Origin of the sequence: Methylacidimicrobium cyclopophantes, assembly GCF_902143385.2 — a bacterium.
In the GTDB taxonomy this organism is placed as follows: Bacteria; Verrucomicrobiota; Verrucomicrobiia; order Methylacidiphilales; family Methylacidiphilaceae; genus Methylacidimicrobium; species Methylacidimicrobium cyclopophantes.
Genome location: NZ_CABFUZ020000008.1, coordinates 1 through 14,190, shown reverse-complemented (window position 1 = coordinate 14,190; position 14,190 = coordinate 1). Strand labels below are relative to the sequence as shown.

Below are 14,190 nucleotides of genomic sequence, written 5' to 3'. Positions count from 1 at the left end.
GGCTTCGAGGATCCGCCGGTCGTCGGTGGCCACCACGACCTCGCGCATCCTTCGGCAGCGGATCGCAGCCTCCCAGACCCATTGGACCAACGGCTTTCCTGCGACCGGGGCCAGCGGCTTGCCGGGAAAGCGGGTCGATGCCCAACGCGCGGGAATCACCAGAACCGCCTGCTCCGTCATGAGAGTCTCTTCGGATTTCTCCTCAAGCCCGATTGACCCTTTCCAGGATCCAATCCGTCGCCGCCCGCAGGGAAGGAGCGATATGGTCGGCCAAGCTTTGGGCCCAGCGCCGCGCTCGAAGAGCCTCTTTCTTCGGCTCTTTTGCCGCGAGGAGTATGGTCCGGCAGCCGGCATTTCGACCACAGAGCACATCGGCGATTCGGTCCCCGACGAAAAAGGATCGGTCCAGAGCGACCCCGAATTCGTGGGAGGCACGCCAGAGCAAGAGCGGAGAGGGCTTGCGATCTCCCCATGGATCGTCGTCGGGAGCAGCGAAGGAGAGATAGATCTTGGAGAAAAAGGGAGCGCCCAACCGGTTTACGATGGCTTGGTTCACCGCGGAAACCTCGTCCGGACGAATCCATCCCCGTCCGACGCCCGATTGATTGCTGACCAGGAAGAGGAGGAAGCCTGCGGCTTTGAGCCGGGCGAGGCTTTCCCGCGCTCCTTCGGCGAGCACGACCTTTTCCGGGTCGCCGAGGTAGGGGACATTGTCGATCAGGGTATCATCTCGATCGAAAAATACGGCCCGTTTCGTCATGGGAATGCGGCGAGGTGGGCCCGGAGCTCCTCCGGAGAGACCGTTGCCGTACCGAGCTTTCCAACCACGATGCCCGCCCCGAGATTGGCCAGCTTCGCGGCCTCCCAGGCCTCCGAGCCCGCAGCCAGCGCAAGCGAAAAGAGGCAGAGGGAAGTGTCACCGGCTCCCGAAACGTCGAAGACTTCGCGCGCGGCGGTCGGAATCCGATGGCTTCGACTCTTTTCATCGAGCAAAAGCATTCCTTCTTCTCCGAGGGTAACAAGCAGATGGAGGCAGCCCCAACGTTCTTGCAGAAGCCGAGCCGCTTTCTCGACGGAGGCGAGGCCCTCCTCGGAATCTTCCACGCCGCTCAGCGCGAGGGCTTCGGAGCGGTTCGGCTTGAGGACGCTGACCCCTTTCCAGGAGAGGCGATTGTGGGTATGAGGATCGGCTGCGGTGAGCTTCCCGGCCCGCGCAGCCTCTTCCAAGACAAAGTCGACGATCTCTTGATCGAGAAGGCCCTTGGCGTAGTCTTCGAGAAGAATGAGATCGCAAGCGGGAATGGCTTGTCGCAGAAACTCGAACAGCTCCCTCCGAGCGGGTCCCGGCAAGGGATCTCTCGTTTCCCTGTCGACTCGTACGATCTGCTGCTGCCTGCCGAAGACCCGCGTTTTGAGCGTCGTCGGTCTTCCGGGAATTCGCCAAATCCCACGGACATCGCAGCCCGCGTCCTTTAGCCCCCGGACCAGCTCATCCCCTGCAGGGTCATCGCCGACCGCTCCGCAGAGAGTCACATGGTGCGAGAACTCAAAAAGATTCCGAGCGACATTGGCAGCACCTCCCGGGAAGCGGGAGCAGCGTTGCACTTCCACGACCGGGACAGGAGCTTCCGGGGAGAGTCGCCGGACGCGCCCCCAGAGAAATTCATCGAGCATAAGGTCGCCGATCACCAACGAGCGGAGGCTCCGGAAGCGAGTGAGCAGCAGATCGAGTCGATCGGCAGCGAGGGACACGCAGGCAACGCGTAACGCAAGGATCTTTTTCTGTCAAACGACATCTCCTTTTCCTATGGAGATGGGAGCAGACCAAGAGGGAAGAGGAAGCATTCCGATCCGCACAAGGCGGATTCCGGACCTGGCGAAGAGAGCGCTCTTCTCCGAAGGAGTCGGGGTTGGGATCGTCGATCCGCCGGCAGGTCGCTTTCGCCCGGGGAATTGGAAACAGTCGGCGAGCCGGGCGATGGGATTTTCCGGACCGCCTGTCGGGGCGAGAACTATCGGCTCATCCAGGAGTGAGCCTGCGTGAGTCTTCTTCCGGAACGGCTTCCCCGTTTCGGTGCTTTTTCCCGGATCGGATCCGCGCGAAGAGGCTTGCGTGGCCGACCATTCTTTTCAAGGATTCCGGTCTAGATTCATCCTGCTGCAAAAGGAGCTTTCTACGTTGCCCACGATTGCGTATCTCGGTCCGGAGCATACCTTCTCCCATCTCGTCGCCCGAAAGCGATTCCCCGAAGGCCGGCTCATCCCCTGCGTGTCGATTGCAGAGGTGATCGCCTTCGCGGAGGTCAGCCAAAATCATCTCGGCCTCGTTCCGATCGAAAACTCCTCTGGGGGGATGATCCTGGAGACGGTGGACCGTCTTTTAGAGGAAGCGCAGCCGCTCTTCATTCACGAGGAGCTCGCTCTTCATGTCCGACTGGCGCTGATCGGGCATCCCGGGGAAGCCCCCGTCGTCGTCTTTTCCCATTGGGCTCCCCTCGGCCACTGCCGCCGGTGGGTCGAGGAGCGCTACCCTGGGATCGAGCTGCGGGTCGCCGAAAGTACGGCCGAGGCGGCCAGGCTGGCGGCGAAGACTCCGAGAGCGGCCGCCCTCGCTACCCGCGAGGCGGCTGCGGCGACCGGTCTTGCCGTGCTCCACTATCCTGTGGAGGAAGGAATCGTCAATCTTACTCAGTTCGTTCTCCTGGGCCGAGGCAAACCAACTCCCGGCGGCAGGGAGACGAGCCTTGTTTTCTCCCTCCCTCAGGAGCCGGGCAGTCTTTGCTCGTTCTTGGAGGCGTTTCGCACGGAGAAAATCAACCTGAAGCGGATCGTTTCTCGACCCGTACCGGGTCAGCCGAACACCTACGTCTTCTTTGTCAGCTTGGAAGGCAGCGACGAGGAGCCTCCGATGGAGCGGGCGCTCAGGAAGGCCGAGCAGCGAGCCTTGCGTTGTCGCTCTCTCGGCTCTTATCCTGTCCTGGCTCCTTATGATTCGTAGTGCTCGGCTCCCCCGCTCCGATCCCTTTCCCGGCTCCGGACGTCCCCGGCTTGAGGACATCTTCCCAAGGGATCGTGAAGCTGTCGTTCGAGAGAAAGAAAGAGGAGGGCGGATTCGGCGCCTTTTCATCCTCGGGGTGGTGGACCTCTTTCCCCAATGTTGGATCTTCGGGCTGCGTCTGCCGAATGGAGATCCGGGTTCCTCGTTCGACGAGCTCATAGAAGCGCTCCGCATCTCTGCCGGTTAAATGGAGACACCCATGGGTCTTTGGCGTCGACCAGAGGAATCCTTCGTGGAAGCCGTATCCGGGGGAAAACCCGACCCAAAAAGGCATCGGATACCCGACAAATTTCCAGCCGGGTGTCTTATCCGGCGGGCCGGCCACCTTGATTCCTTCGACCGCCTGGCCGTTCTTCACCCAGAATCCGTACTTCCCTGACCGGCGCCGTTTCGCTTTTCCCGTGACGTGGAAGACTCCCGTGGGAGTGATGTGACCGGGCTTGCCCGAGCAGGTGGGAGCTACCAGCAGAGGGCGATCCCCTTCCAGGACGTAGACGACCCGGCTGACGAGAGAGACTTTGACAATCCGCTTGGGAGAGGACGGCCGTACTCGATGGTGAGCGCCACCCGTCCAGGAAGCGGGATGTTGTTTCCTTGGCGCCGAGGCGTAGGCAACGGAAAGCGCGAGCGCGAACAAGGATAAGGCGGCGGCGAGAGTGGACGAGGGATGCCGAAAGGTGCGCATCGTCTCTACGATTCGAGCTTTTTTACCTGATTCGACCGCTCCGAGGAAGAGGAAAACCGACATCGGCTTCCTCCGGGTTCCGCTCTCTCCGTGAGGAGGCATGGGCCATCCCGCCGAGGAATGTCTTTCCGATCCGTTTAGAAAAGACGATGCAAAATTAATTAGATCTTCATAATCGGTCCCTTTACGATAGGAGATCTCCGCAAGACGACTTCGCCGACGCTCCTCTCCGGCTTGAAGACTCGTCGGAAGGCGGCAAGGACATGTCACTTGCGAACCCATGGGTCTTCCTTGCTCTCTGGATGGGGGCTGCCTTTCTGGCGGCCGTGGTCGCCCTCCACTTCCGCGTCTCCGTGGCTCTGATGGAGGTGCTGATCGGGATCCTGATGAGCCACTTGCTCAAGCTCGCCGAGCCGACGGAATGGATGGTCTTCCTAGCCAGGCTTGGAAGCGTGACGCTCGCGTTCCTCGCCGGAACCGAGATCGATCCGGTCGTCTTTCGCCGCCAAGCCCTTTCCAGCCTCTCGATCGGCATTCTCTCCTTCCTCTTCCCGTTCGGATTGGTCTATCTGATAGCCCATTTCGTCCTGGGCTGGAACGTAGCGCAGTCGCTCATCGCCGGGATCGCCCTGGCCACCACCTCGGTGGCGATCGTTTACACGGCCGTCGTCGAAAAGGGGATGGAAGCGACCCGTTTCGGTCAGCTTCTTTTATCGAGCTGCTTCGTGACCGACTTCGGATCGGTCTTATTCCTCGGCCTCTTTTTTACCCACTGGTCTTGGAACTCGCTCTTCTTGTTGATGCTCGCTCTCGTGATCCTTGCGGCGTTGCCGTTCTCCTTCGAGCCTCTGCTTCGCTGGCTGCGACGGAGCCCGGTCAGCGAGCCCGAAATCAAGTTTCTTTTTTTCGCTCTCTCCGTTCTTGGAGCGCTCGCCTCGGTTGCGCAGACCGAACCGGTGCTCCCGGCTTATGTCGCGGGCGTTCTCGTCGCCAAATCCTTTGCAACCGACCGGCAGCTGGTGCGGCGCATGCGCTCGCTCGCCTACGGATTGCTGACCCCCTTCTTTTTCATGAAAGCGGGCTTTCATATTTCCCTGCATACGCTTCTCTACGGGGCGCTCCCCATTCTCTTGTTTTTCTCGATCAAGTTTTTGAGCAAGATGGTCGCCGTCTGGCCGACCCTTCGCGTACTCCGGGTCTCCCATCGAGAAGCGCTCTTCGGCTCCCTGCTGACCAGCGGAGGACTGACTTTCGGCCTGATCGCCGCTCACTTTGGAATCCACAACGGAATCTTAGCCCGGGATCAATATTCGGAGGTGACGATCGCGATTCTTTTGAGCACGCTTCTTCCCGTCCTAGGGGCGAGCCGTCTTTTCCCTCACGTCAGCGCAATGAGAGAGCGACCGGAGGAGAAGCTCACCAAGCCGGGAGAGTTCGAAGAAGAGGGATGATCTCCCTCGCGCGCTTCGCGAGAGGCCGTTTTTGCTGGCGGTGCCCGAGAAGCGAGGGATATTCTCGCCCGCTGAAGGAAGCCCAGGCTTCGGAGATAGCCGGGAGACTATGATGCGCTCGGCTCCGCTTCGAAAAAAAAGGAAGACTCTGGGGAAGAACTCGTCATGCCGGATCGCACACTCATCCGGAGGCTGCGTCTCGCCTCGCTGCTCGAAGGTTTTACATTGCTCTTGCTCCTCTTCGTGGCCGTTCCCGCCAAGCACCTCTTCGGCCACCCAATGGCCGTCCGGGTGATCGGCTCTGTCCACGGTCTTTGTTTTCTCCTCTTTCTCTGGAGCCTGGTGGCCGCCGTCTCCGCCGGGGGCTGGTCTCGGGGCGAGATTTTCCGTATCCTTTTGGGGAGCTTCCTTCCCTTCGGAGTCTTCGTAAATGCCCCGCTCCTCAAACGGAAGGAGCTGATTCCCGAGGTGAGCGAACTTGGGGAGGAAGAACGTTGAATTACCTCTGGATCGAGGCCTTGCACGTTGCGGCCGTCCTGATCTGGATCGGCGGCCTCTTCACCCAATCGATCGTGCTCGCGGCGCTTGCACGGTCCCAAGTAGACTCTTCTTTCGGTCCTTTGATCTCCTCGATACGGCGCTGGGACGGCCGCGTAACCGTGCCAGCAATGCTTTTGACCTGGGCGCTCGGGATCACATTGGCCGCGCTCAGCGGGAGCTTCAGCAAGAGCTGGCTCTCAGGGAAGCTGGTGTTGGTGATTCTGCTCTCCGGCCTGCATGGTATGCAGATCGGAATGCTCCGCCGCTTTTCGTCCAAACCCGCTGTCCGGATCCCGGACTTCGTCCGTTGGTTCCCCGGCCTGATCGCAGCATCGGTGCTGGCGATTGCGATTCTCGTGGTTGTGAAGCCTGGTTAGTCTGCCCGCTTCGCGGAAGTCCGCATTCCAAAGGCATCGCCGCTCGATCTACCCGATCGGAGTCGACCGCAACGGGGCGATTCCCCGTCAAAGGGGGACACTCCAAACGAGGAGAGGCCATTCCGTTTACCCTTGGAATGAAGGCGGAGGATACTCGACGGGGAGAACCTGCGTACGAGAGATTGGATCGACGAACCGGTAGTAGAGCCAGACGGCCGCCGGGATGCAGAGGCCCAGAAGGATCCAATGGACGAGCAGAGGATGCTTGGTGCCTGAAAGGGCGAGCGGCCAGAGGCCGAGGATGGCCGCTGCGATCCGGCAGCCGTGTCGTTGTGTCGCCGTGAGGACGCTCACCGCTTGGCCTTCGGAGGTATAGACGCGGAGGCCCAACCAGACTTTCCCTTGAGTGGCTCCGGTGGAGCTTCTCTCCAGTAAAACGAAGTAGCACCAGGGGCCGATGAGAAAGGCCAGAGGCAAGGCGATTGTTCGAAAGATCGGGATCGCCGCATGGTGGCCGGCCAGATAATAGGCCGCGGCGAAACCTTCGAGTTGAAAGAAGATCAACGCAGAGAAATAGGCGGCGAGCGCATCGATCACGTCTGCCGTCAGTCTCCGTCGCCAGTAGTATCGAACCATGCCGTCTCCCCTCGGGCCTGCGCTTTCCATTATTGTTCTAATTTACTCGGCATCGTTTCTTCTTGCCAGAGTGGAATGTCGCTTTGTTGCAGCAAAGGGGCAAGAAGGCGAGCCGACTCGACCCGAGAAGCCTCGAGTAGGAACTTGCGAATCGTCCCAGTATGAGCCGGACTTCCCGGAAGGGCGGAAGCCAGGGACGCGGACAGGGAGGGATTCGAACCCTCGGGCCGCTATGCACGACCACACGCTTTCCAGGCGTGCCCAATCAACCGCTCTGGCACCTGTCCAAGGGAACCAAACGAGAGAACTGCGGCCTTTGGTCGATAGCAAGCAGAATTTGGCTGGTACCAAGGTTGGTCAAAACATCCCAGGACTGCCCATCGAAGAGCCCCCATAGGCTCCCATTCCCGCTTGCTCGGGCCCCTTTTCGAGGTCGGAGAGTCGGACGAAGCCGCGCGCCCCTCGGGTCGTCTCGACGCGAGCATAGCCGCCAGCCGATTCGAGAATCTTTACCCGAGTCCCCTTATCGAGGTAGGTGTCGGGAACCTCCTGCCCAGGACCCTGGTAGTAGAAAGGGGTGGAATCTTTGGTGACCAAATTATAGCCGCCTGTCATCGATGCACACCCGAAAAGACTCATGGCGAAGACGGAGAGAAGGGCTGGGAACGGGCCAGCGTGGACCGCAACGCGTGAGAACAGACGGGTGAGTGGAAGGTTCATGAGGGGAGAAACTCCCTGGGATCGGTAATCCGCCCTGTCAGTGCGGAGGCAGCAACGGTGTAGGGAGAAGCCAAATAGACCTTGGATTCCTTATGACCCATCCGGCCCGGGAAGTTCCGGTTCGTCGCCGATATGCAGACCATAGGCCGGTCGATCCTCCCGAACGTATCCATGGGACCCCCAAGGCAAGCGGCGCAAGACGCATTCTCCGTAAGGCGCACGCCGGCGGAAAGCAGGATCTCCCAGACGCTCTTTCCGTCGATTTGGAGAAAATGGAGTTCGGACACCACATTGGGGGTGGCAGGGACCGCAAAGGTCTCCACGGCCACTTTCTTTCCGTTGAGGATTTCGGCAAAGGCGAGAAAATCGGAAATCTTGCCTCCCGTACAGGATCCAAGGTAAGCCCGGTCGATGCGCACCGTGGAGAGCCGCTGCGCGAGTTCCCGGTTTCCCGGATTCGGCGGCTGGGCGACGGTGGGTTCGAGCTCCGAAAGGTCGATGATATGCTCGGCGAGATAGTGAGCGTCGGGATCTACCTCGACAGGCTCGAACTCCGCGTGTGTGCCATTCCGCCTGCAGCTTTCCCGGACGAAGGCCAGCGTCTTTTCGTCTGCGGGGAAGACGCCGTTTTTCCCTCCCGCCTCAATGGCCATGTTGGCGATGGTCATCCGGTCTTCGATAGAGAGGCTTGCGACTCCCGGGCCATCAAACTGCATGGCACAGTAGGTCGCGCCGTCAAAGCCGATTTGGCCGATGATATCGAGAATGACGTCTTTCGCCATGACTCCCTTGGGGAGTCGACCCTCCAACCGGAAGCGGATCGTAGGAGGAACCTTGAGGAGGAGTTTTCCGGCACCCAAGACAAAACCCGCATCGGTATTTCCAATGCCTGTGGCAAAGAGGTTAAATGCGCCCGCCGTGCAGGTGTGGCTATCGGTGCCGAGAAAAATTTCCCCTGGTCGAACGTGGCCTCGCTCCGGAGCCGCGGTATGACAGACACCTCCGTAACGGCTGCCGTATTGACGGGCGAGAGGTCCCCGAGAGGCATCGAAGCGCCAGTGGCCCTCGGGGTCGTCGATCACGTCGTAGAAGTAGGGGAGGCGTTGGACGCGAGCGAATTCGCGCAGAAGGTCGACGTTCCGGTTCGATTGGGAATCCGAGGTGAAGATGTAATGATCCGGAATGATCACAATCTTACGTGGATCCCATACGCGGGCCGATTTACCGAACTCGCGATGAAAGACACCGATGGTTCCAGGTCCGCAGATGTCATGGGTGAGCAGTATATCGACGTTCACCCAGATGTTTTCCCCGGGAGAAACTCTCGTTTTTCCGCTTGCCCGGGCAAGAAGCGTTTCGGTGAGGGTCATGATCGAGTGGGTTACTCTACTCGCTTGTCGCGTTCTCTGTCAAAGAAGCGCAGAGGCGGCATGGCTGGCAACTGCTTGTCCAGGGAGAAGCGTGCCTTGCGGTTACGCTTCGATGGCTCGTAGGAGTTCCGCCAATGCGGGCGCGATCACGATCGGCTCCGGTGCAGCAACGCGGGCGGCGACATCGGGATCCTTGAGGCCGTGGCCGGTCAGCGTGACCACGATGCGGCTGCCAGGAGGGATGCGCCCTCCGTCGGCTTCCTTCCGAAGCCCGGCTACGGCCGCTGCGGAAGCGGGCTCCACGAAGATGCCTTCCCGACGAGCAAGGAATTGGTAGGCATCGAGGATCTCTTCATCGGTAACCGCTGCGATCCATCCGCCCGACTCGGTTGCCGCGGCAATGGCTCCCTTCCAGCTCGCCGGGTTTCCGATGCGGATTGCCGACGCCATGGTTTGCGGATCGGTAATGATCCGGCCTTCGACAATGGGAGCCGCTCCCGCCGCCTGAAATCCCACCATGCGCGGCAGCCGCGAAATTTTCCCCACTTCCGCATATTCGCGGTAGCCCTTCCAGTAGGCGGTGATGTTGCCCGCATTACCCACAGGCAGGAAGTGGAAGTCGGGAGCATCACCAAGAGCTTCGGAGACTTCAAAAGCAGCCGTCTTTTGCCCTTCGATTCGAAAGGGGTTGACCGAGTTGACCAGCTCGATCTCGGACCTTTGCAGAACGAGTTCTTGCGCCATTCGCATCGCGTTGTCGAAGGGACCGGCAACCGAAACGATCTTGGCTCCGTGCATGGCGGCTTGGGCGAGCTTCCCGCGAGCGATGCTCCCTTCGGGAAGGAGTACGATGCACCGAAGGCCGGATCGAGCGGCGTAGGCGGCCGCAGAGGCTGCCGTGTTGCCAGTGCTCGCGCAGAGACAGACGCTGGCCTTCCGTGCCAGTGCCCGGGCGAAAGCCACCACCATGCCACGATCCTTGAAGGAGCCCGTCGGGTTGAGCCCCTCGCACTTAAAGAAAATGTCGAGATCGCCGGGCAGCGCTTCGCGCAACGCAACCGAAGGGACCAAGGGGGTGTTGCCTTCCAACAAGCTAATGGCCGGAGTTTCCTCCGGCAGAGGCAACCGCTCCCGATACGCCGCGATGACGCCCTCCCACGCTTTCATGAGCTCCGCTCGTCTTCTCCGTCGAGGTCTTCCACGCGTAAAAGAATAGCCGGCTTTTTCACGGCGGGAAGCGTTTCGATGATCCGGCAGGCTTCTTGAACGTCGGATTCCCGCGATCGATGGAGCAGCACGATCAGCGGAACCGTTTCCCCTCGATGCCCTTCAGGCTGGATGACCGAAGAAATGCTGATTTTCCTGGTGGCGAAAACCCTCGCGATTTCGGCCAGAACGCCGGGTCGATCTTCCACCAGAAAGCGCACGTAGTACCGAGAGAGGATCTTTGCCATCGGCCGGAGGGAGAATCTGCTCTCTCGCTCCGCGGGAGAAGGAATGTCCGGAATCGGGAGTGGTCCGCGAGCCAGGGAGGCAAGATCGCTCAAGACGGCGCTGGATGTAGGATCTCCGCCCGCTCCTCGGCCGTAGAAGAGGGTCTCGCCCACGATGTCGCCCCGAACGGCAATGGCATTGAAGACTCCGTTGACCGAACTCAAGAGATGGCCTTTTCGGAGGAGGGTGGGGTGAACCCGCACTTCGATTTCGCGACTTTTCGGATGGCTTCGGAGAATCGCCAACAGCTTGAGAGTATATCCGAGCTCTTGGGCGAAATGGAGGTCGAGCGGGTCGATCTTTTGAATCCCTTCGGTGTGAACCTCGCTCAGAGGCGGCCAGAAGCCGTAGGCGAGGGCCGAGAGAATCACGGCTTTGTGTGCAGAGTCGTGGCCGGCTACGTCGAGGGTTTCGTCGGCCTCTGCATAGCCGAGCTCTTTCGCTTCCCGGAGAGCTTCCTGATACGCGATGCCACGGGAAGCCATCGCGGAAAGCAGGTAGTTGCACGTTCCGTTGATAATGCCGTGAAGAGAGAGGATCTCGTTGGCGATTAAACCTTCTCTCAGTGCGAGAAGGAGGGGGATTCCTCCGGCGACGCTGGCCTCGAAGAGCAGGCGTTTCCCTCGCTCGGCGGCGAATGCCGCCAACTCCTGCCCCCGTTCGGCTAGGAGCGCCTTATTTGCGGTGACCACGTCCTTCCCGTGGGAAAGGCTTTCCCAGATGACGTCGGCCGCTATCTCCGTCCCGCCAATGAGCTCGATGACGACATCCAAAGAGGGATCGCATGCCAACATCCGCCAATCGTCGACGATCTGCGACTCGGGGACGCCAACCAGGCGGGCCCGTTCGCGGTTCTTCTCCGCCACTCTTTCGATGCGAATGAGCTTTCCGCAGCGCCGGGCTAAAAGCTCCTCTTGGGTGCGGAGATTCTTCCAGACGCTTGCCCCGACGGTTCCCAGCCCCACCAGGCCGATGTGCAGCGTGTTCATGGCGAATCGGGGTGGGAGGGGGTTTCGGCGGAATCGGATTCGAGCCCGATGCGCTTTTCGAGTCGGCGGAGCCTCCGCCAGAGATCCGGGAGACGAAGATAGAGGGCTTCCAGCCGGAGGGTTTGGGTGGCCGGTCTTCCATGCCGCCCGGAGAGGATCGTGCCGGGCGGTACGTCCTTGGTGATTCCCGATTGCGCGGTTACGACGGCTCCATCGCCGATGCGCAGATGGCCCGCCAGACCGACTTGCCCGGCCAAGGTGACTCGGGAACCCAAGATGGTGCTGCCGGAAATTCCGGTTTGCGCGACGATTAAGCAGTGGGGTCCGAGGACGACGTTGTGGGCGATCTGGACGAGATTGTCGATCTTGCAACCTTCTTGGATCCAGGTTTTGCCGAAGCGTCCTCGGTCGATCGTGGCATTCGCTCCGATTTCCACGTCGTCGTCGATCTGTACCGTTCCCGTCTGCGGAATTTTTCGGTGGCGACCGGCGGCAAACTCGTAGCCGAACCCGTCGGAGCCGATCACCGCCCCGGAATGAAGAATCACCCGATTCCCGATCGTGCACCGCTCCCGAACGATGACACGAGGATAGAGGAGACAGCCGTCTCCCAGGACCGTTTCGGTGCCGATGAAACAGCCGGCGCCGACGATGGTTCCTGCGCCGATGCGGACCCCGGCTTCCACGACCGCAAGGGGGCCGATATGGGCTCCTTCGCCGACGACAGCCTTGGTCGATACCACCGCACTCGGATGGACGCCCGGAGGATAGGCAATCGGCTCAGGGGCGAAGAGCGCCACGACTTGGGAAAAGGCCAGGGAAGGGGAGTCGACGCGAACCAGCGCGCACGGAAAATCTCCGGAAAAATCCCGACTCACCAGGAGCGCCGATGCCTTCGTCTGGCGCGCGGCCTTCTCGTACCTCGGGTTCGCGTAGAAGGAGATCTCTCCTTTTTCCGCGGCCTCCAGGCCGGCTACTCCCCGAATGAGGATCTTTCTTTCCCCGTCGACTTCGCCGTTAACCAGATCGGCCAGTTCTCCCAGCAGGAAAGACGCCACTCGGAGCCTCGATCAAGTCATGGGTGAACGGATGCCGCTTTGGGAGTCGTCCCCTTGGTGGCATTGATCGTGCGTACCACTTCGTCGGTAATGTCGGGGAGGTCCTGGGAATAAAGAACGACAGGTGTACCGTTCAGGCTGCGGCCCGTCTTGTCGAGGACCATGGTATACTTGCCCTTCGCACTGATGTCGACGACGACCTTCGTGATCTCTTCGATGAGTCCCTGCCGGATTCGCTGCGAGCGCTCCTCGAGCTCGCGACCGCGGGTCGTCCGAAATTCCTGAATAGCCCGCTGGAGGTTCTGCACCTCTTGCACCTTGCTCTGGAAAGCCTTGAGCCTTTCCTGACGGGCGGCTTCGGAAAGGGTTTTATCCTGGGCGCCGTCTTGGAGCTTCTGGGCTTCTTCGGCTAGCTTCCGATAATCGTTCGTCCTTTCCTGATCTTCTTTCTTGAAGGTGGCGACTCGGGCTTGGAGCTCCGCTTCCGCGTCCTTTGTCTTGTAATACTCGCTAAACGCCTTTTGGAAATCGAAGGTAGCGATCTTGAGCTGTTGCGCACCGGCAAGCGATGCGGAAAGAAACAATGCCGTGATAAAGAGGAATGCTGGTTTCATGTCGCGTCCTGCAAAGTAGTTAAAACGAGTAACCGACGTCAAAGTAAAATCGTCCGGTTCGGTTGAGCCAGGACGTGGTGATGTAGGGAATGGCATAGTCAAGACGCAATGGTCCGATTGGCAGGTAGAGGCGGAGACCGATCCCCGCGTCTGCAACGATTTGGATTCCTTCGCCGGCCGTTACGAAGGGAACGTTTACCGAAGGGTTGGGGCCGATCAGGGAACCCGCGTTGAAGCCGATGTCGGTGAAAGTCGCCACCCGGACCCGGTCGACCACGGGGTAAGTAAGCTCGAGGTTCGTAAAGGCCATCGTTTGACCCCCGATCGGAAAATCCTCCGGAAGGTAGTTGGGACCGACCAGAGCGTAGTCAAAGCCGCGGAGACTCCGAGGGCCGCCGAGGAAGTAGCTGTCGAAGAGCGGAACGAAGCTGCTGTTGCCGTATTGCTGCACGAAGCCGGCGTTGAGGTGGGACCAGAAGATGATGTCCCAGGGAAGATTCTCATAATGCGAGATGTTCATTTGCATCTTGTAGATGTCGGTTTGTCCCAAGAGCGGTCCTCCGGCTCCCAAGACGTTCAAGTCGATCATGGTTCCGTGTCGGGTGATCGTGACGCTGTCGCGGCTGTCGTAGATGAGGTCGATCGAAACGTCGCTCTGACTGCGGGAGCCATGGTTTTCGGCAAACACGGGGACCTGCTGGATCTGGGGCAGCATGCCCCAGAGCGTGTAATCGGTCAGGTCGTACCGGGTCGAGAGGGTCACCCACTGAGTCAGGCGTTTCGCCGCCCGTAGGTCGAAGCCCATGTTGGTCATGTTAAATCCCTGGTAGAACTGCATGTAGCTGTACTGGTTGAAGAAGAGGTCCGCTCCGACCGCGATGGGCTTGTCCATGAACCAAGGCTCGGTGAACGACATGAGAAAAGTTTCCATGAAAATGCCCAACTGGGCGCGGACCCGGAACTTCTGCCCCGCTCCCGTGAAGGAAGGAGGATTGGCGATGTCGAAGTTGCCTTGGTTGAGCTCGACGAATCCCATGAGGCTTTCGATCGTGCTGTAGCCGAGCCCGAAGCTGAGGTTGCCGGTATGCTTTTCCTGGAGGGTGATCACCATGTTCTTCCGGTTCGGGACATTGGTATCCTGGGGATTGATTTCCACTTTCTCGAAGTAGCCGAGATTTTCGAGCCGCTTGCGGCTCGC

General features: G+C 60.1%; 16 protein-coding genes and 1 tRNA gene. 4 read left to right on the top strand and 13 right to left on the bottom strand.

Annotated elements, in window-relative coordinates:
- The 3 genes from FN369_RS00315 to FN369_RS00305 form a co-directional block, all read right to left on the bottom strand.
- The coding region (locus FN369_RS00315; RefSeq protein ID WP_374728748.1) for a cytidylyltransferase domain-containing protein at nt 1–180 on the bottom strand (180 nt) is incomplete at its 3' end.
- 22 nt (nt 181–202) lie between these two features.
- On the bottom strand, nt 203–760 hold the full coding sequence (locus FN369_RS00310; RefSeq protein ID WP_142524231.1) for a D-glycero-alpha-D-manno-heptose-1,7-bisphosphate 7-phosphatase: 558 nt from the start codon (nt 758–760) through the stop codon (nt 203–205).
- Entirely contained in the window at nt 757–1,752 is a 996-nt protein-coding gene (locus FN369_RS00305; protein ID WP_142524230.1) for a bifunctional heptose 7-phosphate kinase/heptose 1-phosphate adenyltransferase, read from the bottom strand. Before FN369_RS00305 ends, FN369_RS00310 begins: the two co-directional genes overlap by 4 nt.
- Nucleotides 1,753–2,113: 361 nt before the next feature.
- Here FN369_RS00305 and FN369_RS00300 point away from each other — a divergent pair, with 361 nt between their 5' ends.
- Nucleotides 2,114–2,998 (top strand): prephenate dehydratase, encoded by an 885-nt coding sequence (locus FN369_RS00300; RefSeq protein ID WP_246189455.1) that lies wholly within the window; start codon nt 2,114–2,116, stop codon nt 2,996–2,998.
- Here the strand turns inward: FN369_RS00300 and FN369_RS00295 are convergent.
- A complete protein-coding gene (locus FN369_RS00295) occupies nt 2,922–3,806 on the bottom strand; it encodes a L,D-transpeptidase (RefSeq protein WP_246189454.1) in 885 nt (294 codons plus the stop codon). The two genes, FN369_RS00300 and FN369_RS00295, sit on opposite strands and share 77 nt — an antisense overlap.
- Nucleotides 3,807–4,006: 200 nt before the next feature.
- Here FN369_RS00295 and FN369_RS00290 point away from each other — a divergent pair, with 200 nt between their 5' ends.
- The 3 genes from FN369_RS00290 to FN369_RS00280 all read left to right on the top strand — a co-directional run bounded on the left by FN369_RS00290 (nt 4,007) and on the right by FN369_RS00280 (nt 6,111).
- Nucleotides 4,007–5,194, top strand: coding sequence for a cation:proton antiporter (locus FN369_RS00290; protein WP_142524229.1), 1,188 nt, complete (start codon nt 4,007–4,009; stop codon nt 5,192–5,194).
- A gap of 165 nt (nt 5,195–5,359) precedes the next feature.
- Nucleotides 5,360–5,692, top strand: a complete 333-nt coding sequence (locus FN369_RS00285; RefSeq protein WP_142524228.1) for a DUF3817 domain-containing protein — start codon at nt 5,360–5,362, stop codon at nt 5,690–5,692.
- Nucleotides 5,689–6,111: a CopD family protein gene (locus tag FN369_RS00280; RefSeq protein WP_142524227.1), complete on the top strand. Its 423-nt coding sequence runs from the start codon at nt 5,689–5,691 to the stop codon at nt 6,109–6,111. The genes FN369_RS00285 and FN369_RS00280 overlap by 4 nt, the downstream gene beginning before the upstream one ends.
- A gap of 126 nt (nt 6,112–6,237) precedes the next feature.
- On the opposite strand, the gene FN369_RS00275 is transcribed toward FN369_RS00280, so the two are convergent.
- The 9 genes from FN369_RS00275 to FN369_RS00235 form a co-directional block, all read right to left on the bottom strand.
- Complete coding sequence (locus FN369_RS00275) at nt 6,238–6,747, bottom strand: RDD family protein (RefSeq protein ID WP_142524226.1); 510 nt, start codon at nt 6,745–6,747, stop codon at nt 6,238–6,240.
- 199 nt (nt 6,748–6,946) lie between these two features.
- Nucleotides 6,947–7,034 (bottom strand) — tRNA-Ser (locus FN369_RS00270).
- A gap of 70 nt (nt 7,035–7,104) precedes the next feature.
- The gene (locus FN369_RS00265) at nt 7,105–7,362 is read right to left on the bottom strand and encodes an SH3 domain-containing protein (RefSeq protein ID WP_178087567.1); all 258 of its coding nucleotides are present in this window, start codon (nt 7,360–7,362) and stop codon (nt 7,105–7,107) included.
- 101 nt (nt 7,363–7,463) lie between these two features.
- Entirely contained in the window at nt 7,464–8,837 is a 1,374-nt protein-coding gene (locus FN369_RS00260) for a 3-isopropylmalate dehydratase large subunit (protein WP_142524225.1), read from the bottom strand.
- 102 nt (nt 8,838–8,939) lie between these two features.
- Nucleotides 8,940–10,004, bottom strand: coding sequence for a threonine synthase (gene thrC, locus FN369_RS00255; protein ID WP_142524224.1), 1,065 nt, complete (start codon nt 10,002–10,004; stop codon nt 8,940–8,942).
- On the bottom strand, nt 10,001–11,320 hold the full coding sequence (locus FN369_RS00250) for a homoserine dehydrogenase (RefSeq protein ID WP_142524223.1): 1,320 nt from the start codon (nt 11,318–11,320) through the stop codon (nt 10,001–10,003). Before FN369_RS00250 ends, thrC begins: the two co-directional genes overlap by 4 nt.
- Entirely contained in the window at nt 11,317–12,378 is a 1,062-nt protein-coding gene (lpxD, locus tag FN369_RS00245; protein WP_142524222.1) for a UDP-3-O-(3-hydroxymyristoyl)glucosamine N-acyltransferase, read from the bottom strand. The genes FN369_RS00250 and lpxD overlap by 4 nt, the downstream gene beginning before the upstream one ends.
- Nucleotides 12,379–12,395: 17 nt before the next feature.
- The gene (locus FN369_RS00240) at nt 12,396–12,992 is read right to left on the bottom strand and encodes an OmpH/Skp family outer membrane protein (RefSeq protein ID WP_142524221.1); all 597 of its coding nucleotides are present in this window, start codon (nt 12,990–12,992) and stop codon (nt 12,396–12,398) included.
- 19 nt (nt 12,993–13,011) lie between these two features.
- Nucleotides 13,012–14,190 (bottom strand): BamA/OMP85 family outer membrane protein (locus FN369_RS00235; RefSeq protein WP_142524220.1); only part of this gene is annotated, 1,179 nt, incomplete at its 5' end.

Coding starts and splice junctions, on each gene's coding strand:
- FN369_RS00310 (WP_142524231.1), bottom strand. CDS start 760: ATGACGAAACGGGCCGTATTTTTCGATCGAGATGATACCCTGATCGAC.
- FN369_RS00290 (WP_142524229.1), top strand. CDS start 4,007: ATGTCACTTGCGAACCCATGGGTCTTCCTTGCTCTCTGGATGGGGGCT.
- FN369_RS00260 (WP_142524225.1), bottom strand. CDS start 8,837: ATGACCCTCACCGAAACGCTTCTTGCCCGGGCAAGCGGAAAAACGAGA.
- FN369_RS00295 (WP_246189454.1), bottom strand. CDS start 3,806: ATGTCGGTTTTCCTCTTCCTCGGAGCGGTCGAATCAGGTAAAAAAGCT.
- FN369_RS00275 (WP_142524226.1), bottom strand. CDS start 6,747: ATGGTTCGATACTACTGGCGACGGAGACTGACGGCAGACGTGATCGAT.
- FN369_RS00250 (WP_142524223.1), bottom strand. CDS start 11,320: ATGAACACGCTGCACATCGGCCTGGTGGGGCTGGGAACCGTCGGGGCA.
- FN369_RS00265 (WP_178087567.1), bottom strand. CDS start 7,362: ATGACAGGCGGCTATAATTTGGTCACCAAAGATTCCACCCCTTTCTAC.
- thrC (WP_142524224.1), bottom strand. CDS start 10,004: ATGAAAGCGTGGGAGGGCGTCATCGCGGCGTATCGGGAGCGGTTGCCT.
- FN369_RS00285 (WP_142524228.1), top strand. CDS start 5,360: ATGCCGGATCGCACACTCATCCGGAGGCTGCGTCTCGCCTCGCTGCTC.
- FN369_RS00240 (WP_142524221.1), bottom strand. CDS start 12,992: ATGAAACCAGCATTCCTCTTTATCACGGCATTGTTTCTTTCCGCATCG.